The organism is Paenibacillus sp. ACRRY (genome assembly GCF_022346995.1).
Lineage (GTDB): Bacteria > Bacillota > Bacilli > Paenibacillales > Paenibacillaceae > Paenibacillus.
In genome coordinates this window covers 43,781-59,006 of sequence record NZ_JAKRNM010000002.1, presented here as the reverse complement: position 1 = coordinate 59,006, position 15,226 = coordinate 43,781, and the positions used below count along the sequence as shown (strand labels likewise).

The 15,226-nt window shown below is 47.5% G+C and carries 13 protein-coding genes; 1 reads left to right on the top strand and 12 read right to left on the bottom strand.

Translation table 11 applies throughout. The annotated features are described in order from the left end of the window. Positions 1 to 31: 31 nt before the first annotated feature. A complete protein-coding gene (locus tag MH144_RS09500; protein ID WP_239299370.1) occupies positions 32 to 1,228 on the top strand; it encodes an AI-2E family transporter in 1,197 nt (398 codons plus the stop codon). Here the strand turns inward: MH144_RS09500 and MH144_RS09495 are convergent. The 12 genes from MH144_RS09495 to MH144_RS09440 form a co-directional block, all read right to left on the bottom strand. Further along, positions 1,207 to 3,015, bottom strand: a complete 1,809-nt coding sequence (locus MH144_RS09495) for a peptidoglycan D,D-transpeptidase FtsI family protein (RefSeq protein ID WP_239299369.1) — start codon at positions 3,013 to 3,015, stop codon at positions 1,207 to 1,209. The genes MH144_RS09500 and MH144_RS09495 overlap by 22 nt on opposite strands. 131 nt (positions 3,016 to 3,146) lie before the next feature. Then, positions 3,147 to 5,387 (bottom strand): methyl-accepting chemotaxis protein, encoded by a 2,241-nt coding sequence (locus MH144_RS09490; protein ID WP_239299368.1) that lies wholly within the window; start codon positions 5,385 to 5,387, stop codon positions 3,147 to 3,149. Positions 5,388 to 5,617: 230 nt separating this feature from the next. Then, complete coding sequence (locus MH144_RS09485; RefSeq protein WP_239299367.1) at positions 5,618 to 6,946, bottom strand: peptidase U32 family protein; 1,329 nt, start codon at positions 6,944 to 6,946, stop codon at positions 5,618 to 5,620. A 17-nt stretch (positions 6,947 to 6,963) separates the two neighbouring features. Then, positions 6,964 to 7,893, bottom strand: coding sequence for a peptidase U32 family protein (locus tag MH144_RS09480; protein WP_239299366.1), 930 nt, complete (start codon positions 7,891 to 7,893; stop codon positions 6,964 to 6,966). A gap of 15 nt (positions 7,894 to 7,908) precedes the next feature. Then, on the bottom strand, positions 7,909 to 8,949 hold the full coding sequence (gene mltG, locus MH144_RS09475) for an endolytic transglycosylase MltG (RefSeq protein WP_239299365.1): 1,041 nt from the start codon (positions 8,947 to 8,949) through the stop codon (positions 7,909 to 7,911). A gap of 75 nt (positions 8,950 to 9,024) precedes the next feature. Continuing rightward, a complete protein-coding gene (locus MH144_RS09470) occupies positions 9,025 to 9,339 on the bottom strand; it encodes a DUF1292 domain-containing protein (protein WP_095289524.1) in 315 nt (104 codons plus the stop codon). After that, positions 9,340 to 9,639 carry a DUF1292 domain-containing protein gene (locus MH144_RS09465; RefSeq protein ID WP_127538641.1) on the bottom strand — a complete coding sequence of 100 codons (300 nt, stop codon included), beginning with the start codon at positions 9,637 to 9,639 and terminating at the stop codon, positions 9,340 to 9,342. A 12-nt stretch (positions 9,640 to 9,651) separates the two neighbouring features. Beyond that, the gene (gene ruvX, locus MH144_RS09460; RefSeq protein ID WP_239299364.1) at positions 9,652 to 10,068 is read right to left on the bottom strand and encodes a Holliday junction resolvase RuvX; all 417 of its coding nucleotides are present in this window, start codon (positions 10,066 to 10,068) and stop codon (positions 9,652 to 9,654) included. 127 nt (positions 10,069 to 10,195) lie between these two features. Then, positions 10,196 to 10,456, bottom strand: a complete 261-nt coding sequence (locus MH144_RS09455; protein WP_024633073.1) for an IreB family regulatory phosphoprotein — start codon at positions 10,454 to 10,456, stop codon at positions 10,196 to 10,198. Between the two features lie 129 nt (positions 10,457 to 10,585). After that, on the bottom strand, positions 10,586 to 13,207 hold the full coding sequence (gene alaS, locus MH144_RS09450; RefSeq protein ID WP_239299363.1) for an alanine--tRNA ligase: 2,622 nt from the start codon (positions 13,205 to 13,207) through the stop codon (positions 10,586 to 10,588). Between the two features lie 458 nt (positions 13,208 to 13,665). Next, entirely contained in the window at positions 13,666 to 14,733 is a 1,068-nt protein-coding gene (locus MH144_RS09445) for an AI-2E family transporter (RefSeq protein ID WP_183522167.1), read from the bottom strand. 273 nt (positions 14,734 to 15,006) lie between these two features. Beyond that, complete coding sequence (locus MH144_RS09440) at positions 15,007 to 15,216, bottom strand: hypothetical protein (RefSeq protein WP_095289519.1); 210 nt, start codon at positions 15,214 to 15,216, stop codon at positions 15,007 to 15,009. Positions 15,217 to 15,226: the final 10 nt, after the last annotated feature.

The window sequence follows — 15,226 nt, the reverse complement described above, 5'->3', positions numbered from 1 at the left end:
GGAATGAATGACGGATGAAGGAGCCCTGCCCATGCTACCGCTTTATAGAAAATATGGACGTACTGTTTTTGACATCGCTTTACTTGTGTTAACTGTATATTTGGTCATGTATGGCTTTAGCCGATTGTATCAATTGGCTGCACCTGTGTTTCTTTCATTTATCGTATACTGGATGATTGAACCACTGGCCCGTTTTTTGCATCGCCGAGGACTACCCAAAACGCTGGGAGCGGCGATATCCGTTTTGCTTTTTCTCGCACTGATTGTTGCTGCCTTTTTTGGCGTGGGTCTGATTATCATTTCTCAAATATCCAATCTGCAGGATAACTTCCCTCGATACGTGGAGCTACTGCAGAGCGAGTTCACCAATCTCGCTTACTTTCTTCAGGACAAGTGGAACGCACTTCCTCCTGGTATTATTGAAAAGATAAACGATTATTTTGCAACACTTACCGGTTTCCTGTCCAGTTGGGTGACCAGTGGTGCACAAATCATTATTGGATTTCTCAGTTCATTTTCATCATTTATCACAAACTTTGGGATTGCAATCATTCTTGCCTTCTTTCTCAGTATTGAGATTGAATCCTGGCGCAAGTTTGCCCGTGCCAAAACACCGAAAACATTGAAGCTGGCTATGGCTTTTATGCGCAACCATGTCTTCAAAACCATTCGTTCGTACTTGAAGGCACAGATGATCATGATGCTAATTACCTTTGTATTGATCTATGTTGGACTGCTCATTCTTGGAACCAATAATGCCTTTACAATCGCTGCAGTCTGTGCGGTATTTGATCTAGTGCCTCTTCTGGGGGTTCCGGTTATATTTATTCCATGGATTGTCTATCTCTTCATCGTAGGCAACAGCAGCTTGGCCATTGGTCTAGTCGTCGTTCTCGTGATTACAATGCTGACACGTCAACTGCTTGAACCAAAAATATCCGGCAACTCAATCGGAGTGTCTTCCGCATACCTGATGCTTTCATTTATGCTGATCTCACTCTCCATATTCGGCCTTGCCGGAGTTGTGCTATCTCCAGTACTGCTGATTTTGCTAAAAGAGCTGCTGCAGCAGGGCTACTTACAGCGTTGGATCCATCTGCCCAAGGATGAATTCGATTCTTCTCCATTAGTCATGGATACGCCTGTGGGTGAAGCCGCGGGCGTGAACACGGAAGCATCTGCCAAAGCCACAAAACAGACTGCAGATCAGGAAGATTCGGCCAAGTAATCCATAACACGGCGAAAGAGTTCTGTAGCCTGGTGGCGTCCGCCTGGTGTTACATTCTGGACCAGAACCGCAACCGCATATCGAGGCTGCTCTACAGGACCATACCCGATAAACCATTGATGATTGCGTTTCCGTCCTTTCTGCTCCACCTGGGCGGTACCCGACTTCCCTGCAACGTGCCACCGCGCCTGTTGCAGGGTTTTTCCCGTTCCATCCGTGACAACCTTACGCATCCATCGCAGAAGCTGATGAGAGGTTGCGGGAGAGATCTGGCCGGCTTGTGAAGGCGAATGTTGCGAGGACATCTCCAGCATCACATCACCATCAGCATATCGGATACGCTGAACAAGCCGCGGCGCTTGAACACGGCCATCATGAAGAAGGGTCACAATCAGATTAGCCGCCTGTAACGGGGATACGCGGGTATCTCGCTGACCAATGGCTGTCTGTACCCGGGCTCCTTCATCCTCCGTGGAGACTGCTGTTGTTCGTACACGCCCTGCATCTTCGTGATCAAAATGACGCAGCACCGGCATTCCGGCCACATCCTTCTTCTCCCAGCCGATGGTCCGTGCCAAGCCCAATGCATCGGCAGTTCGCTCCAATTGCTCCATACTGAGGCGGCGAGCTGTTTCGGCAAAAACAATATTACAGGATTCAGCGAAGCCCTGTTCCAGCCTCAGATCACCATGTCCATGTTCTTTCCAGCAAGATAACCCGTACTTTCCCCCTTCTCCACCACAATGAAAGGTTTCTTTGGTTGAAACAGCTTGTGATTCCAGCGCCGCTGCCGCCGTAACTATTTTGAATATCGATCCGGGGACAGCACTCTGCACAGCCCGATTCGCCCAGGAGGAGATGGCCGGATCCACATGCAGCGGATCGTAAAATGGAACAGAGACCATTCCGCGTACATCTGCATTTGCCGTATCCAATACAACAATTGCCCCCTCTTGCATACCCGCTTCCTCTGCAATCTGTTCTACTCCTTGCTGTATGTCTGAATCGACTGTGGTCTCCACCTTTAGAGGATAGTGACTATTTCTCGGGGCAATTACCCTTGGTTCGTATTCGGGAATAACCTCTCCTGAGCCGGTAACCATTCGAGTGAGCAAGGTTGGACCCATGCCCATCAATAGGGGATCAAGCGTCCTTTCCAGTCCGGCTGCGCCTGACTTCAGCGCAAAAGGTTGTTTCACTTCATCTGTATGATGATCTCTCACGCTCAGAACTTCAGGTTGTTCAGCCAAATAACCTAACCATTGCATTCCTGTAGGGCTCTTGTCATAACGTGACATCACAGGGTATACGCTGGCCCCATCTCCTTCGAAATCCTGAAGTTTCGCTAGTTGGGTCTTGTCCAATACCATGGGTTGATGTGTGCCTGCTGTCCAGAAATGGGGGGTGTCTCCCTGCTCCCACTCTTTAATTAGGTGTGTTGTATCCGTATGTAGTATAGCTGCAAGCTGCTTCAATCTGACGTTTGTTGTATTCATCATGGATTGGACATTCCCATGTCCAGAATGCGGGAAAAGCACAACCCCCCACTGCAGGCTTCCCGTCAGTGATTTTCCTTTACGGTCCGTGATTTGTCCCCGGCCTGAATCAAGCATAACCCCCCGTTCACGCTGCAAAACAGACATCTCACGAACTGTTCGCTGAAATCCCGGCATGACTCGATTCACCTGAACCATCTGAATCCACCCGAGACGAAGGATAAGGATTGCAAAAATAACGGTCAGGAAGACACAACCCATATAAATTCTTCTTTTTAGTTGTACATGCATGCTTCCTTATCCCCTTCAGCATTTTTCTGTATAGTATGCTTCTTCCCCTCTGGAATTATCCGGAAAACAGCAACAAACCTGCTCCAGGAACGGAACAGGTTTGTAGAAGATATTACGCTTTTTGTAATTGGTTAAACCGTGAAGCGGGACAGCGTATTTTTCAATTCAGTGGATACATTCTCCAGCTTGTCGGACAAGTTCACCAACTGGTTGCTGATGTTCTGCTGCTCGCTGCTCAAGGAAGCCACTTCTTCAGAGGTTGCGGAGGATTCCTCAGCTACTGCGCTTACATTACTCATCGCCTCAGACAATGTACCTTGAGACTTGCTCAGATCCCCGATAGAGTCCGTAACCATGCCCAGCTTCTCTACAAATGCACCCATTTGCTGTTGAACCGAAGCAAAGATCACATTGGTATCTTTAACAGCATCCATTTGCTCACGGAATAAAGGATTGACATTGGACAATGCGGCCACTGTTTCGTTCATCTCATGCATGATTTTATCGGTAATGTCGCCTACCATGTCAATGGACTGTCTGGATTGCTCGGCGAGTTGACGAACCTCACCAGCAACAACCATGAATCCGCGTCCGGCTGCACCGGCACGTGCTGCTTCAATTGTGGCATTCAGTGACAGAATATTGGTCTGCTTCGTAATATTCTGAAGCACGTCCAGAACCTTCAGAACGGAGGATGTGCTCTCTTTCAGGGAATCCACCTTATTCACCAGAGCACCGATCATCTCTTCGGTCCGCTGGGTCTTCGTCATTAACTGATTCAAGTGCTGCGTCCCTGTCTCACTGGATTGCTCGACATGACGGGCGGATTGTCCCATCTCCTCGTTGGCTGCAACGACGCTCTGCATTTGACGTGAGATATTATCAGTCAACTCATTACCACGCTCCGCTTCCGTAGCCAAGCTGCTTGCACCTCCTGCAATCTCTTCCGTTGCCACAGCAATCTCCGAAGCAGAAATGGCTGTCTTCTTGGAGGCATTACTTAGCTCGGAAGCGGTATCCAGCACCTCCTGTGCGGAACGATTCGTTTGCTCAACCAGCTTCGTGATCTGTTCCATCATCAGATTGAAGGCGGCTGATAATTGACCAATCTCATCCTTGGAAGTGAATGGTGTACGTACCTTCAGATTTCCTTTTGCACCTTCCTGCATAAGGTCCTTCAAACTTCCCAGCGGACGGGCAATCATGCGTACCATCCATACCCCAATCAGTACCGCAATTGCCGCATCAATTAATGCCATCCATAAGGTCAGTGTCAAAATGCCTTTGGCATCCTTCACCAACATGGAAGTAGGTACCATTCCAATCAATTTCCAATCCGACGTTTCCATCGTACTGTAAACTACAAGCATATCGGTAGATTTCCCATCAACGGCATACTCTGCATTGGTACTGCCTGTCTGTTCAGTCAATTCACCATAAAAGGCGAGTTCTGTCTCCTTACCTGTGCGGTCAGCAATCGTTGAGGCTACAACTTTTTTATCCGGAGCAATGAGCTGAATTACAGCTCCCTCTCCCAGATTAAGCGATTTCAACTGTTCCTCCAAAACTTCCAGCTTCAACTCAATGACCAAAACATAGGACTGATTTGTCCCCTGCAGGTTTTTCATAGACCGGGCAATTCGGAACGTTGACGCACTTCCGTCTTCTTTGACTTCTGTAGGAAGCCAGCGATATCCACCGGACTGTACCAATTCGTTATACCAAGCCTCGCTGCGAATATTACCCATTGAAGAGCTGCTGCTTCCCGTTCCCATAGTGGACTTGGTTTCGTCCGTTGGTACCAGATAAATCGCTTCCATAGATTTATTTGTAAAAGCAACATTGGATAACTGTTTATTGATGGAGCTTGAATTGATGAACATATCATATGCGGTCAAATCCGCATTAGACATGTTTTGCAACAAGGATTGCATTTCCGGATCAAAGAAGATCTGGGTAGACGTATCCACAAATCGTTCCAAAATGATATCCATTTTTTCTTTGGTTTGATCAATCGTTTCCTGGTTTGCCCGGGAGGCATTTTCCTCAATTGTGTTTTTGGCTTTCGAATAGGATAATAGACCCAAACTAATAACAAATATCATAATCCCCGCAAAAAAGATTAAGAATAGTTTGACCCCTACCGATTTGACCGGATTCGCCTTCCTGACCTGAGTTAATGTTGTCCCTCCCATCTTATTCCACTGGATCTTTTTCCAATCCAGCTTAAACGGCTTCTTGTTCGATGGTTTTTCCGTCTTGCTCTTGAAGAAGCTCAATTTCTTAAACTTTTGCTCTTTCGGTTTCTTTTCCTTCACTGGTTTTTTCACCTTTTCCCCATTGTCCTTCTGCTTCTTATGAACCAATCCCATTCACCTGCCATTTTGCTAGTTGTTTTTTCTTTCTCTCCCCTATAAATATGTAATATTCGACAGTTTTCCCCTTTCCCCTTTTGTTTTCAAAAAATATTTTGCAACTTTTTTCCTATTTTTCTATACAAAAAAGCCCCCCATATACCGATATACGGAGGGCTAAATCGTTAGATTCATAACAACATATTGTTAATTCATAACACAATTTTGTTGTTGGTAGGTCATTTAACCTACTTCTTTTTTCTCATCATGTCAAAATACGATACAGGTTGGTCTACCTTCATTTTGATCAACTGTAATGGATGTCGTGCTGCATCCAATACATTGCCTTCTTCATCCTGAATTTCACCAACAACCTGTTTGAAAAAGGTACCGTTTGGACCGAAAAATTCGATCTCTTGTCCAGGCTTGAAATGATTGCGCTGCTGAATCGTAGCCATTCCTGTAGCAGCATCGTAGCCCATGACCAATCCGGCGAAATCATAAGGTACAGCTTTTTCTTCCGGCTCGTAGATGTGATCCTCATGATCCGGTGTATCATAGAAAAATCCGGTGTTTAACGGACGGTTGGCAGCCTTATTCATTTCCTCGACCCATTCCGGCTTCAATACATAGTTTTCAGGATCAGCCATGTAAGCATCAATTGCTTGACGGTATACGTTCACGACAGTAGCCACATAGTGAATGGACTTCATACGGCCCTCAATTTTGAAGCTGTCCACACCCACATCAATCAACTCGGGGATATGGCCGATCATGCACAGATCCTTCGAACCCATGGAGAACGAATTGTCCTGTTCCTGGAACAGAGGCAGCTGGTTTTCTCCCAGCTTGAAGGGTGCCGGAGCCTGCATCTGCATCTCTTCCTCGCTTACCCACACCGCGTCTTCTCTGGCATCTTCAAACAAATCATATTTCCAGCGGCAGGATTGGCAGCAGCCTCCCCGGTTGGAATCCCGATCTGTAAAGTGATTGGAGAGTACACAGCGTCCCGAGTAGGAGGAACACATTGCTCCATGAATGAAGGCTTCAATCTCGATATCAACATTCGCCTTGATTTCTTCGATCTCCTCGAAGCTGGTTTCACGCCCCAGAACCACACGCGGAAGCCCCTCGTCTTTCCAGAACTTCACGGCCTGCCAGTTCAGTGTGGACTGTTGTGTACTTAAGTGCACCTCAAGGCCGGGTACAGCCCGCTGAGCGACTTCAATAATCGCCGGGTCTGCCACGATCACGGCTGCGATACCCGCATTGTACAAGTTTTGCAAATACGCCTCAATGCCCTCAATATCTTCATTGTGTGCATAAATATTGGTAGCCACAAATACTTTGGCGCCGTATTTACTCGCAAATTCCACACCTTCACGCATTTCTTCAAAGCTGAAGTTGTCCGCATTGGAACGAAGTCCATAAGCCTGACCACCAATATACACAGCGTCTGCGCCATAATGGATCGCAAATTTGAGTTTTTCCAGATTACCCGCCGGAGCAAGAAGCTCCGGTTTGTCCAGACGGTTACGTTTACCCGAGAACTTCCGCTGTACCGCCACTGTTTCCATTTCGTTCACCTCGTCTATTAATACACCTGTTCTTTGTAGAAAAAGCCAAATGACAGCTCCCGTTCAGGGTCCTGCAATTGGCGGACCTCGTCCAGCCATTCATCCGAAAACGCATATGCATCCGCATCTGCTGCATAACAATCAATAGCCGTCCGGTATGCCCGGACAACAGCCTCATTATAAACCAGCGGTTTAAGAATACCTTCAATCTTGAAGCTATGCACGCCTGCTTCCATCATCAAATGAAGGTCCTCCAGAATACATATATCCTCAGAGCTCATAATGTGCGTACCGTTGACATCTTCATAGATCGGGAATTTCTCATCCCGGCGCTCTGCTTCAATCAGAAATAATCCGCGTTCTTTACCAAGGTTCCCTTCCACTGGGCGCCCCTGATGAGCCATATAACTTTGCACCAGACTGCGTTTGGAATGATAAATATTCGTCATGCCATGCACCTGAACCTGCGCTTCAACCTTCAGAAAGGGAACCATCTCCGTCAGCTCATCCATATTCAGCTCTCTGGCGAGTACAACACGACTGGCACCTTTATTGCCCCAATAGTTGGACGTTGCATAATTCGTTGAAGTCATCTCCGCATTCCAGTGAAGCTGAATATGGGGGGCATACTCCTTAATCGCAGCCAGCACGGATGGATCGTTAAATTCCACGGCATGAACCCCGATTTTGCCCAGAGCCTGAACATATTCAGGCAGCTCCTTCAACAGCTCATTGGACATCAAATTATTCATGGATACATAGACACGAGCCTGATGTTTGGCAGCAATGGCAACCACTTCGGCTGTCTCTTCCACAGTGAAACTTCCGGGTAAACGCATGCCGAAGCGATCATCCCCAATTAACACGGCATCTGCTCCGGCCTGGAGCAATACTTCTGCTTCCTTAACATTTGCTGCCGTAACCAGCAGTTCATGTTTCTTACTCATATACATCCCCTCCGCTTATTGCGCAGCCTTACTTTTGGCTATATTTTGCTGATGTTCCTTATACGTTTTGGCAAACAGATGCCCGGATGAACCATCTTTCTTCGTAACATAGAACAGATAGTCTGAAGCTTCCGGTGCCAGAGCAGCCTCAATGGATTCCAAACTCGGGCTTGCAATCGGCCCTGGCGGCAGTCCCTTGTTGAGATATGAATTGTATGGACTTTGAACCTTCAAGTCTTTGAACAATAATCGTGCCTTGGGCTTGTCCAGCAAATATTGAACGGTCGCATCAATCTCCAGCTTCATGTCCTGCTTGATCCGGTTATCAATAACGCCTGCAACCAGAGCACGTTCCTCATCCACCACAACTTCTCGCTCCACAAGTGAAGCTATCGTAAGCAGCTCATGCAATGAGAGATTTCGTGCTTTCAGTTTGGATTCCAGATCCGGTATGGTATTGATTTTGGTCTGAAATTCTTCAAGCATTCGCTTCATGACGTCATGGGTGGAGCTGCCCTTTTTGAGCTCATAGGTTTCAGGGAACAAGTATCCCTCCAAGACGTAACGAAGTTCTTCATCCACGGGAATATCCTTAATAATATCGACATCGAAGGAAGACGGATCATTCGCCAGCTTGATGAATTCTTCACGATCGACGACACCTTCTGCAGACAATTTATCCGCCATTTGCAGCACGGTATATCCTTCAGGAATCGTAAATTTCACCATTTCTTCGGGTACCACTTCACCGCTGTTCAGCTTGCTAATAATCTCATCGTATGACACGCCAGGATTCATCGAATATGTACCTGCCATAAAACTTGATCCTTGCTTCTTCCATTTCAAATATCCCTTGAAGGCTAAACCGCTGCGAACCAGACCCTCTTGTTCAAGCTGATCCGCAATTTGGGATGTCCCTGATCCGCTTTTGATCTCGAATACGACTGGATCTGCCGAAGCCTCAACGGGACGCATCATGTTCCAGACCGCAGCACCCGCTCCTCCAGCTGCAATCACAATGATAAGCAGAACGATTATTATGACTTTCCCTTTCAAAAAAGAAACAACTCCTTTACACAACCAAAAAGAGCGGACTTCTCCGCCCTTCCGGTTTCTTCAATTTGAAGCTGGTTAATCTTCGTCAATAGGGAGGGTGCACTCATCGTACAATTCCGAGATGTTCTCCCATTCGTCGTCATCATCAATCGTAACTAACTCCGGCATGATCTGGTCTTCGCTTCCCGGCAATACTCGCAGAAGTTCAACCTCGTCATAAGGACGCAATGAACTGCGGAGTACCGCGTACTGTTGACCATGCACTTCAAACTCAGCCAACAAGTCATACGGTTGCGATTTACCGTTCTCTTCCTCGAGCTCAACATGAGCACCGAATGCCAGACGCAGTGAATCTGTCCATTTCAGGTCTTTGCGGCTATATTCCGTCATTTAGTTCGCTTCCTCTTCATCTTCAGCTAAAAATGTATTAAACGTCTCCTCGACAATATCCCATTCGGCATCATCTTGGATGACGAAAAGTTTAATATCGTCGCCATCTTCTTCATAACGGAATGCATATACATCCGTTTCGCCATCTTCAGGTTCAACCGGAGCAACCATCATATACTTGGCCTCCGACCCATCCACTTCAAACTTCATGATGACTTCGAATTCTTCTTCATTGCCCTCGTCATCCGCGATGTAAATGATCTCCGATTCTTCTTCCATACCCAGTTGATCTTCAGCCATTGTTGATCCCCCTCACCTTTTACTGTTCGCATCCAAATAATTTTGCAAAATCAAGCTTGCGGCCATTTTATCCACAACCTGCTTGCGTTTTTTCCGACTGACATCCGCTTCAATCAGCGTTCGTTCTGCTGCCATGGTTGTCAGCCGTTCATCCCAAAGGTGAACAGGTAAATTCAGTTCGCCCCGCAGGCGTTCGGCAAAAGCAATGCAAATTTCACCACGCGGCCCTACGGTGCCGTTCATGTTTTTGGGGAGCCCGACAACGATCTCGCTGATTTCGTGCTCACGCACAAGTTCAGCAATGCGACCGAACTCACCTTCATCCCGGCGGCGTTCAAGCACTTCTAATCCCTGGGCAGTCCAACCGAAGGCGTCACTAACGGCAACTCCGATTCTTCGGTCCCCATAGTCCAAACCTAATTTTTTCATCCATGCTCTCCCATCCTCAAGCCCGCGCGGGAAAGATTAGATCCTACCCTTCTCAAGCTTCAGGCTGTCTTCTGTCGGTTCATTTCCCGCTGCATGCATGGCTGCATCACAGCGGAAGCGGCATACATTACCGGTGATTGGCCAGATAGGAACGTACAAGCTCTTCAATCAGCTCGTCGCGCTCCTTTTTCCGGACCAGACTGCGTGCGTTGTTATGACGAGGAATGTATGCAGGGTCTCCCGAAATCAGATACCCGACAATCTGGTTGATTGGATTATACTCCTTATCCACCAGTGCATCATACACCGTAAGAAGAATCTCTTTGGAGGATGCTTCCTGCTCGTCAGCTTTCACATTAAATTTAACCGTCTTATCCATGGAGTCCATTGATGACACCTCGCTCCTGCATGAACATGGGGACCATGTCCTGCCGAATTGATTTCTGCTTATATAATAACATATTCTGACTGCCACGAGTAAACAAAGGAGAATGCAATTGTGTTTTTTGCTTGTCCGTTATTGACCAATGAGTGAAACTGCCAGTTTCAGCGCTTCATCCAGCTTGGACGCATCCTTACCTCCGGCTTGTGCCATGTCTGGACGTCCGCCGCCGCCACCGCCGCATACTGCTGCGACTTCCTTGACGATCTTACCAGCATGAAGACCTTGCTTCACTTTCTCAGCAGGAACAGCAACCACGAAGTTCACTTTACCATCCGCAGGAGCACCAAGAACGAGCACAGCGTCAGGCAGTTTCACTTTCAATTCGTCGGCAACGGTACGAAGCGCATCCATGTTCGGAGCGTCCACGCGGGCTGCAAGCACTTGTGTATCTCCTGCCTGTACCACTTGATCCGTCAGTGATCCTGCTTCCATGGCACTCAGCTTGCTTTGCAGCGATTCTGTTTCTCTCGCCGCTTCTTTCAGCTGTTGGTTCAGACCTTCGATCCGTTTAGGCACATCTGCAACATTCGCTTTGAGCAGAGCTGCGGATTGCTTAAGCAGTTCCAGTTGACTTTCAACGAAGAGGTATGCACCCCTACCTGTTACAGCCTCGATCCGGCGTACACCGGAACCAATGCCGCTCTCGCTGACAAGTTTGAACATGCCAATCTCTGATGTATTGTTTACGTGACAGCCGCCACAAAGTTCCAAACTGTAGTCTCCGATTTGTACGACACGTACAATATCTCCATATTTTTCACCGAACAATGCCATAGCGCCCATTTCTTTGGCTTCATCAATGGCTCTCAATTCGATGTTCACATTCAGGCGATTCCAGATCTGTTCATTCACCTGACGTTCAATCTCTGTCAATTCTTCCGGCGTAATGCTGCCGAAGTGAGAGAAGTCAAACCGGAGGCGCTGTGGCTCTACAAGTGAACCTGCCTGATTGACATGCGTACCCAGCACATCCTTAAGTGCTTTGTGCAGCAAATGGGTAGCTGTATGGTTTTTGATAATATCTCCGCGCTTGGACGCATCCACTTCCGCTTGGATCACATCACCTACACGCAATTCACCCGACTCTACGCTTACCATGTGTACGTGCTGTCCTTGTGGAGCTTTGAACAACCCTTGTACTTTGGCAGTAACGCCTGCTCCGCGCAGCAAGCCCTGATCGCTGACTTGTCCGCCACTCTCTGCATAGAACGGAGTTTTGTCGAGGATGACCTGACAGGATTGTCCCTCGCTTACTGAATCTACAAGGGCCTCGCCTGCAACGATGGCAACCACTTTTGCTTCCGTCAACAGGTCAGTATAACCAACAAACTCGCTTTTAACCTCCAGATCAGCAAGTGGTCCGCCTTGAACCTTCATGCTTTCGCTTTCCTGACGGCCTGCACGCGCACGATCACGTTGTTCCTGCATGGATGCATCGAAACCTTCGCGATCAACAGTCAAGCCATGCTCTGCCGCATAATCTTCAGTAAGGTCAAAGGGGAAGCCATATGTGTCATACAATTTGAATGCTTCCGGACCACTGATCACCGTACGACCTTCGGATTTGGCTACAGCACTGATATCTGCCAGAATCGCCAATCCGTCACTAAGTGTTTCGTGGAACCGTTCTTCTTCGGTTTTGATGACCTTCGCGATAAACTCTTGCTTATCTACCACCTCTGGGTAGTATACGCCCATGACTTCACCGACTGTTGTTGTCAGTTCATAGAGGAATGGACGATCCAATCCGAGTACTTTTCCGTAACGTACAGCACGGCGCAGCAGTCGGCGGATAACATATCCACGTCCTTCATTACTTGGCAGAACGCCATCGCCGACTGCAAAAGCAACGGTACGGATATGGTCAGCAATAACTTTTAGCGCTACGTCAATTTCAACACTGTCATTATATTTCACACCGGCAAGTGCCGCTGTTCTTTGAATCATTGGTTGGAACAGGTCCGTGTCAAAGTTGGAATCCACATTCTGTAGAATGGAAGCAAAACGTTCCAAACCTGCACCTGTATCAATATTTTTGTTAGGAAGCGGCGTATAGCTGCCATCCTTGTTGTGATTGAACTGGGAGAATACCAGGTTCCATACTTCCAGGTAACGTTCGTTTTCCCCGCCCGGGTACATTTCCGGATCGTTCATGTCACTGCCATAAGCTTCGCCGCGGTCATAGAATATTTCAGTACAAGGTCCGCATGGGCCTTCACCGATATCCCAGAAGTTCTCATCCAGTTTGATGATGCGCTCTGCCGGCAATCCCACTTTTTCGTTCCACAGTTTGAAAGCTTCTTCGTCTTCTGGATATACCGTTACCGACAGGCGCTCTGGATCGAATCCGATCCATTCCTTGCTCGTCAGGAATTCCCAAGCCCAAGTAATGGTTTCTTCTTTGAAGTAATCTCCAATGGAGAAGTTACCGAGCATTTCGAAGAACGTATGGTGACGGCGTGTTTTGCCGACATTTTCAATATCGTTGGTACGAATACATTTTTGGGAGTTCGCAAGACGCGGGTTCTCCGGTTTCTCACGTCCGTCAAAATACGGCTTAAGCGGTGCCATTCCCGCATTGATCCACAAAAGGGATGGATCGTTGTGAGGTACGAGCGATGCGCTTGGCTCGATTTTGTGACCTTTACTTGCAAAAAACTCTATCCATTTGGAACGGATTTCACTGGCTTTCATACGGACTGCCCCCAATTAATTATAATGGTCCGGTGCTATGTAGCCCCGGTTGGTTAACATTGCTACTGAAGCTCTTATTGTTGTTACTGCGAAAATAAACACAAAAAACGCCCCTGAAATATCAGGGACGATGTTATCGCGGTACCACCCTGGTTATTGCTGTCTGTCCCTTGTTCCGGGTCAATCAGCAATCTCCTCGTTGATGCGAATAACGGTCGCGCCCGGCAGGGTTGTCCTGCACTCCGAAATCAGCTTTCCGCCGCTTCAACTTTCAAGACTCTTCCAGCCATCGGAAATCAGATCTGAATCTGATCCGAAGAAGTCTATTCTCTGAGGAAAGGAACCCCCGGCGTACTTCATTTCATCATCGATTTCATTTTTCAAAACATGTGACTTTATTATATCGGTACGCCATGCGAGTGTCAATGTACCCCCAAAGACGCCTCACCCTCGTTTTCTCAATCCGTCCTTCGCTTGATGTAATAGGCAAAAAAGTGCTGCACGATGACTTTCAGAACAGCAAAAACAGGCACCGCCAAAATAAGACCTACAATCCCTGCCAGTTCTCCACCTACAAGCAGCGCAAAAATAATCGACAATGGATGCAGATGCAGCGTCCGGCCTACAACCTGTGGGGAGATGACGTTGCTCTCCAGTACCTGACATAGTGTGTTTACGATCACCACCAGCAGGACCATTTTAACAGATACGGTTGAAGCCATGACTACAGCTGGCGCCGCACCCAAGAAGGGACCAAGGTATGGCACAATATTAAATACGGCCACAATGCTTGCCAGCAGCAGCGCGTAAGGCATATCAATAACGACGTAACCGATATAGGCGAAGATGCCAACAATGACACAGACGATGAACTGTCCCCGAATATAATTACCGAGTGCCGTATCAATCTCTTTCATGACCGATACGATGGCTTTGCGGCGAGAACGCGGCAGATACGCAACGACCGTGCGTTCGAACACCTCAAAGTCTTTTAACATATAGAAAATGAGAAACGGCACGATAAATACGTTAAACAGCACATTGATCGTGGCTCCGATATTGTCCATCAGCATCGTTATACCTTGGGTAAGACGGTCTTCCATCTGGAAGAACCAGCTGTTCATGCCTGTGCGTACACTTGGTGGCATCAATTTATGATCCATGCTGTTCATTAGGCTCTGGGCACGCATCGACAATTCTGGCATATGCTCGTTCAGTTCTTCAAGCTGCTCAATCAGCACCGGAATGACATTCATGAGTATGACGCCGATACAGGTGAGAAAAAAAGCATAGATCAGCAAAACAGCGATGGAGCGTGGCACCTTCCGTCCGCCCAACATACTTACAATGGGATTAAGCACATAGGAAATAATGAGGGCCACGATAAACGGTGCCAGTACGGTCTTCAGAAATCCGTATATATGAAGCAGCAAGGGCCTCAGCAGCCATATAAAATACAGAATGATCAAGCCGAGCAGCAGCCAGATGGCATAACGGAACAGCTTGTTTTTGGTTAATTGCTCCACTTGCATCTCTCCCCTTTGGACTGGCTCTGAGAGTCAGTATATGTAGGAAAGGGAATATTTATTAACCCCGCACAGATGTGGAAAATAAGAAAACAAAAAACGTCTCCTTCCCAATGGAAGGAGACGCATGTTGAGGCCTGCCCCAGCATACATTAATGCATGCTGGCAGACTGCTATGTAACTGTCATCTATACACATCTGTCGTCACTTTGCGACATGGTCCGTGACGTTTGTTGTCACAAAACCGCATATAGAGGAAGTTTCACTGGCATTTTAAGAAGATGCGTGCAGATGCGGGAAGTCCTGTGGCAGCTCTTCCCCGAAGAACAGATCGTCAAGCGAGCTGAGCGTTCCATCTTCTTCAACTTGATATACAGACATTTTCTCACCGTTTACGTTCAATTCAATAAAGCAACCCCAGCAATAGAACTGGTGAGAACCAATTTTCCCGATATCTTTGGAACTACAATTTGGACATTTCATATACATTCAC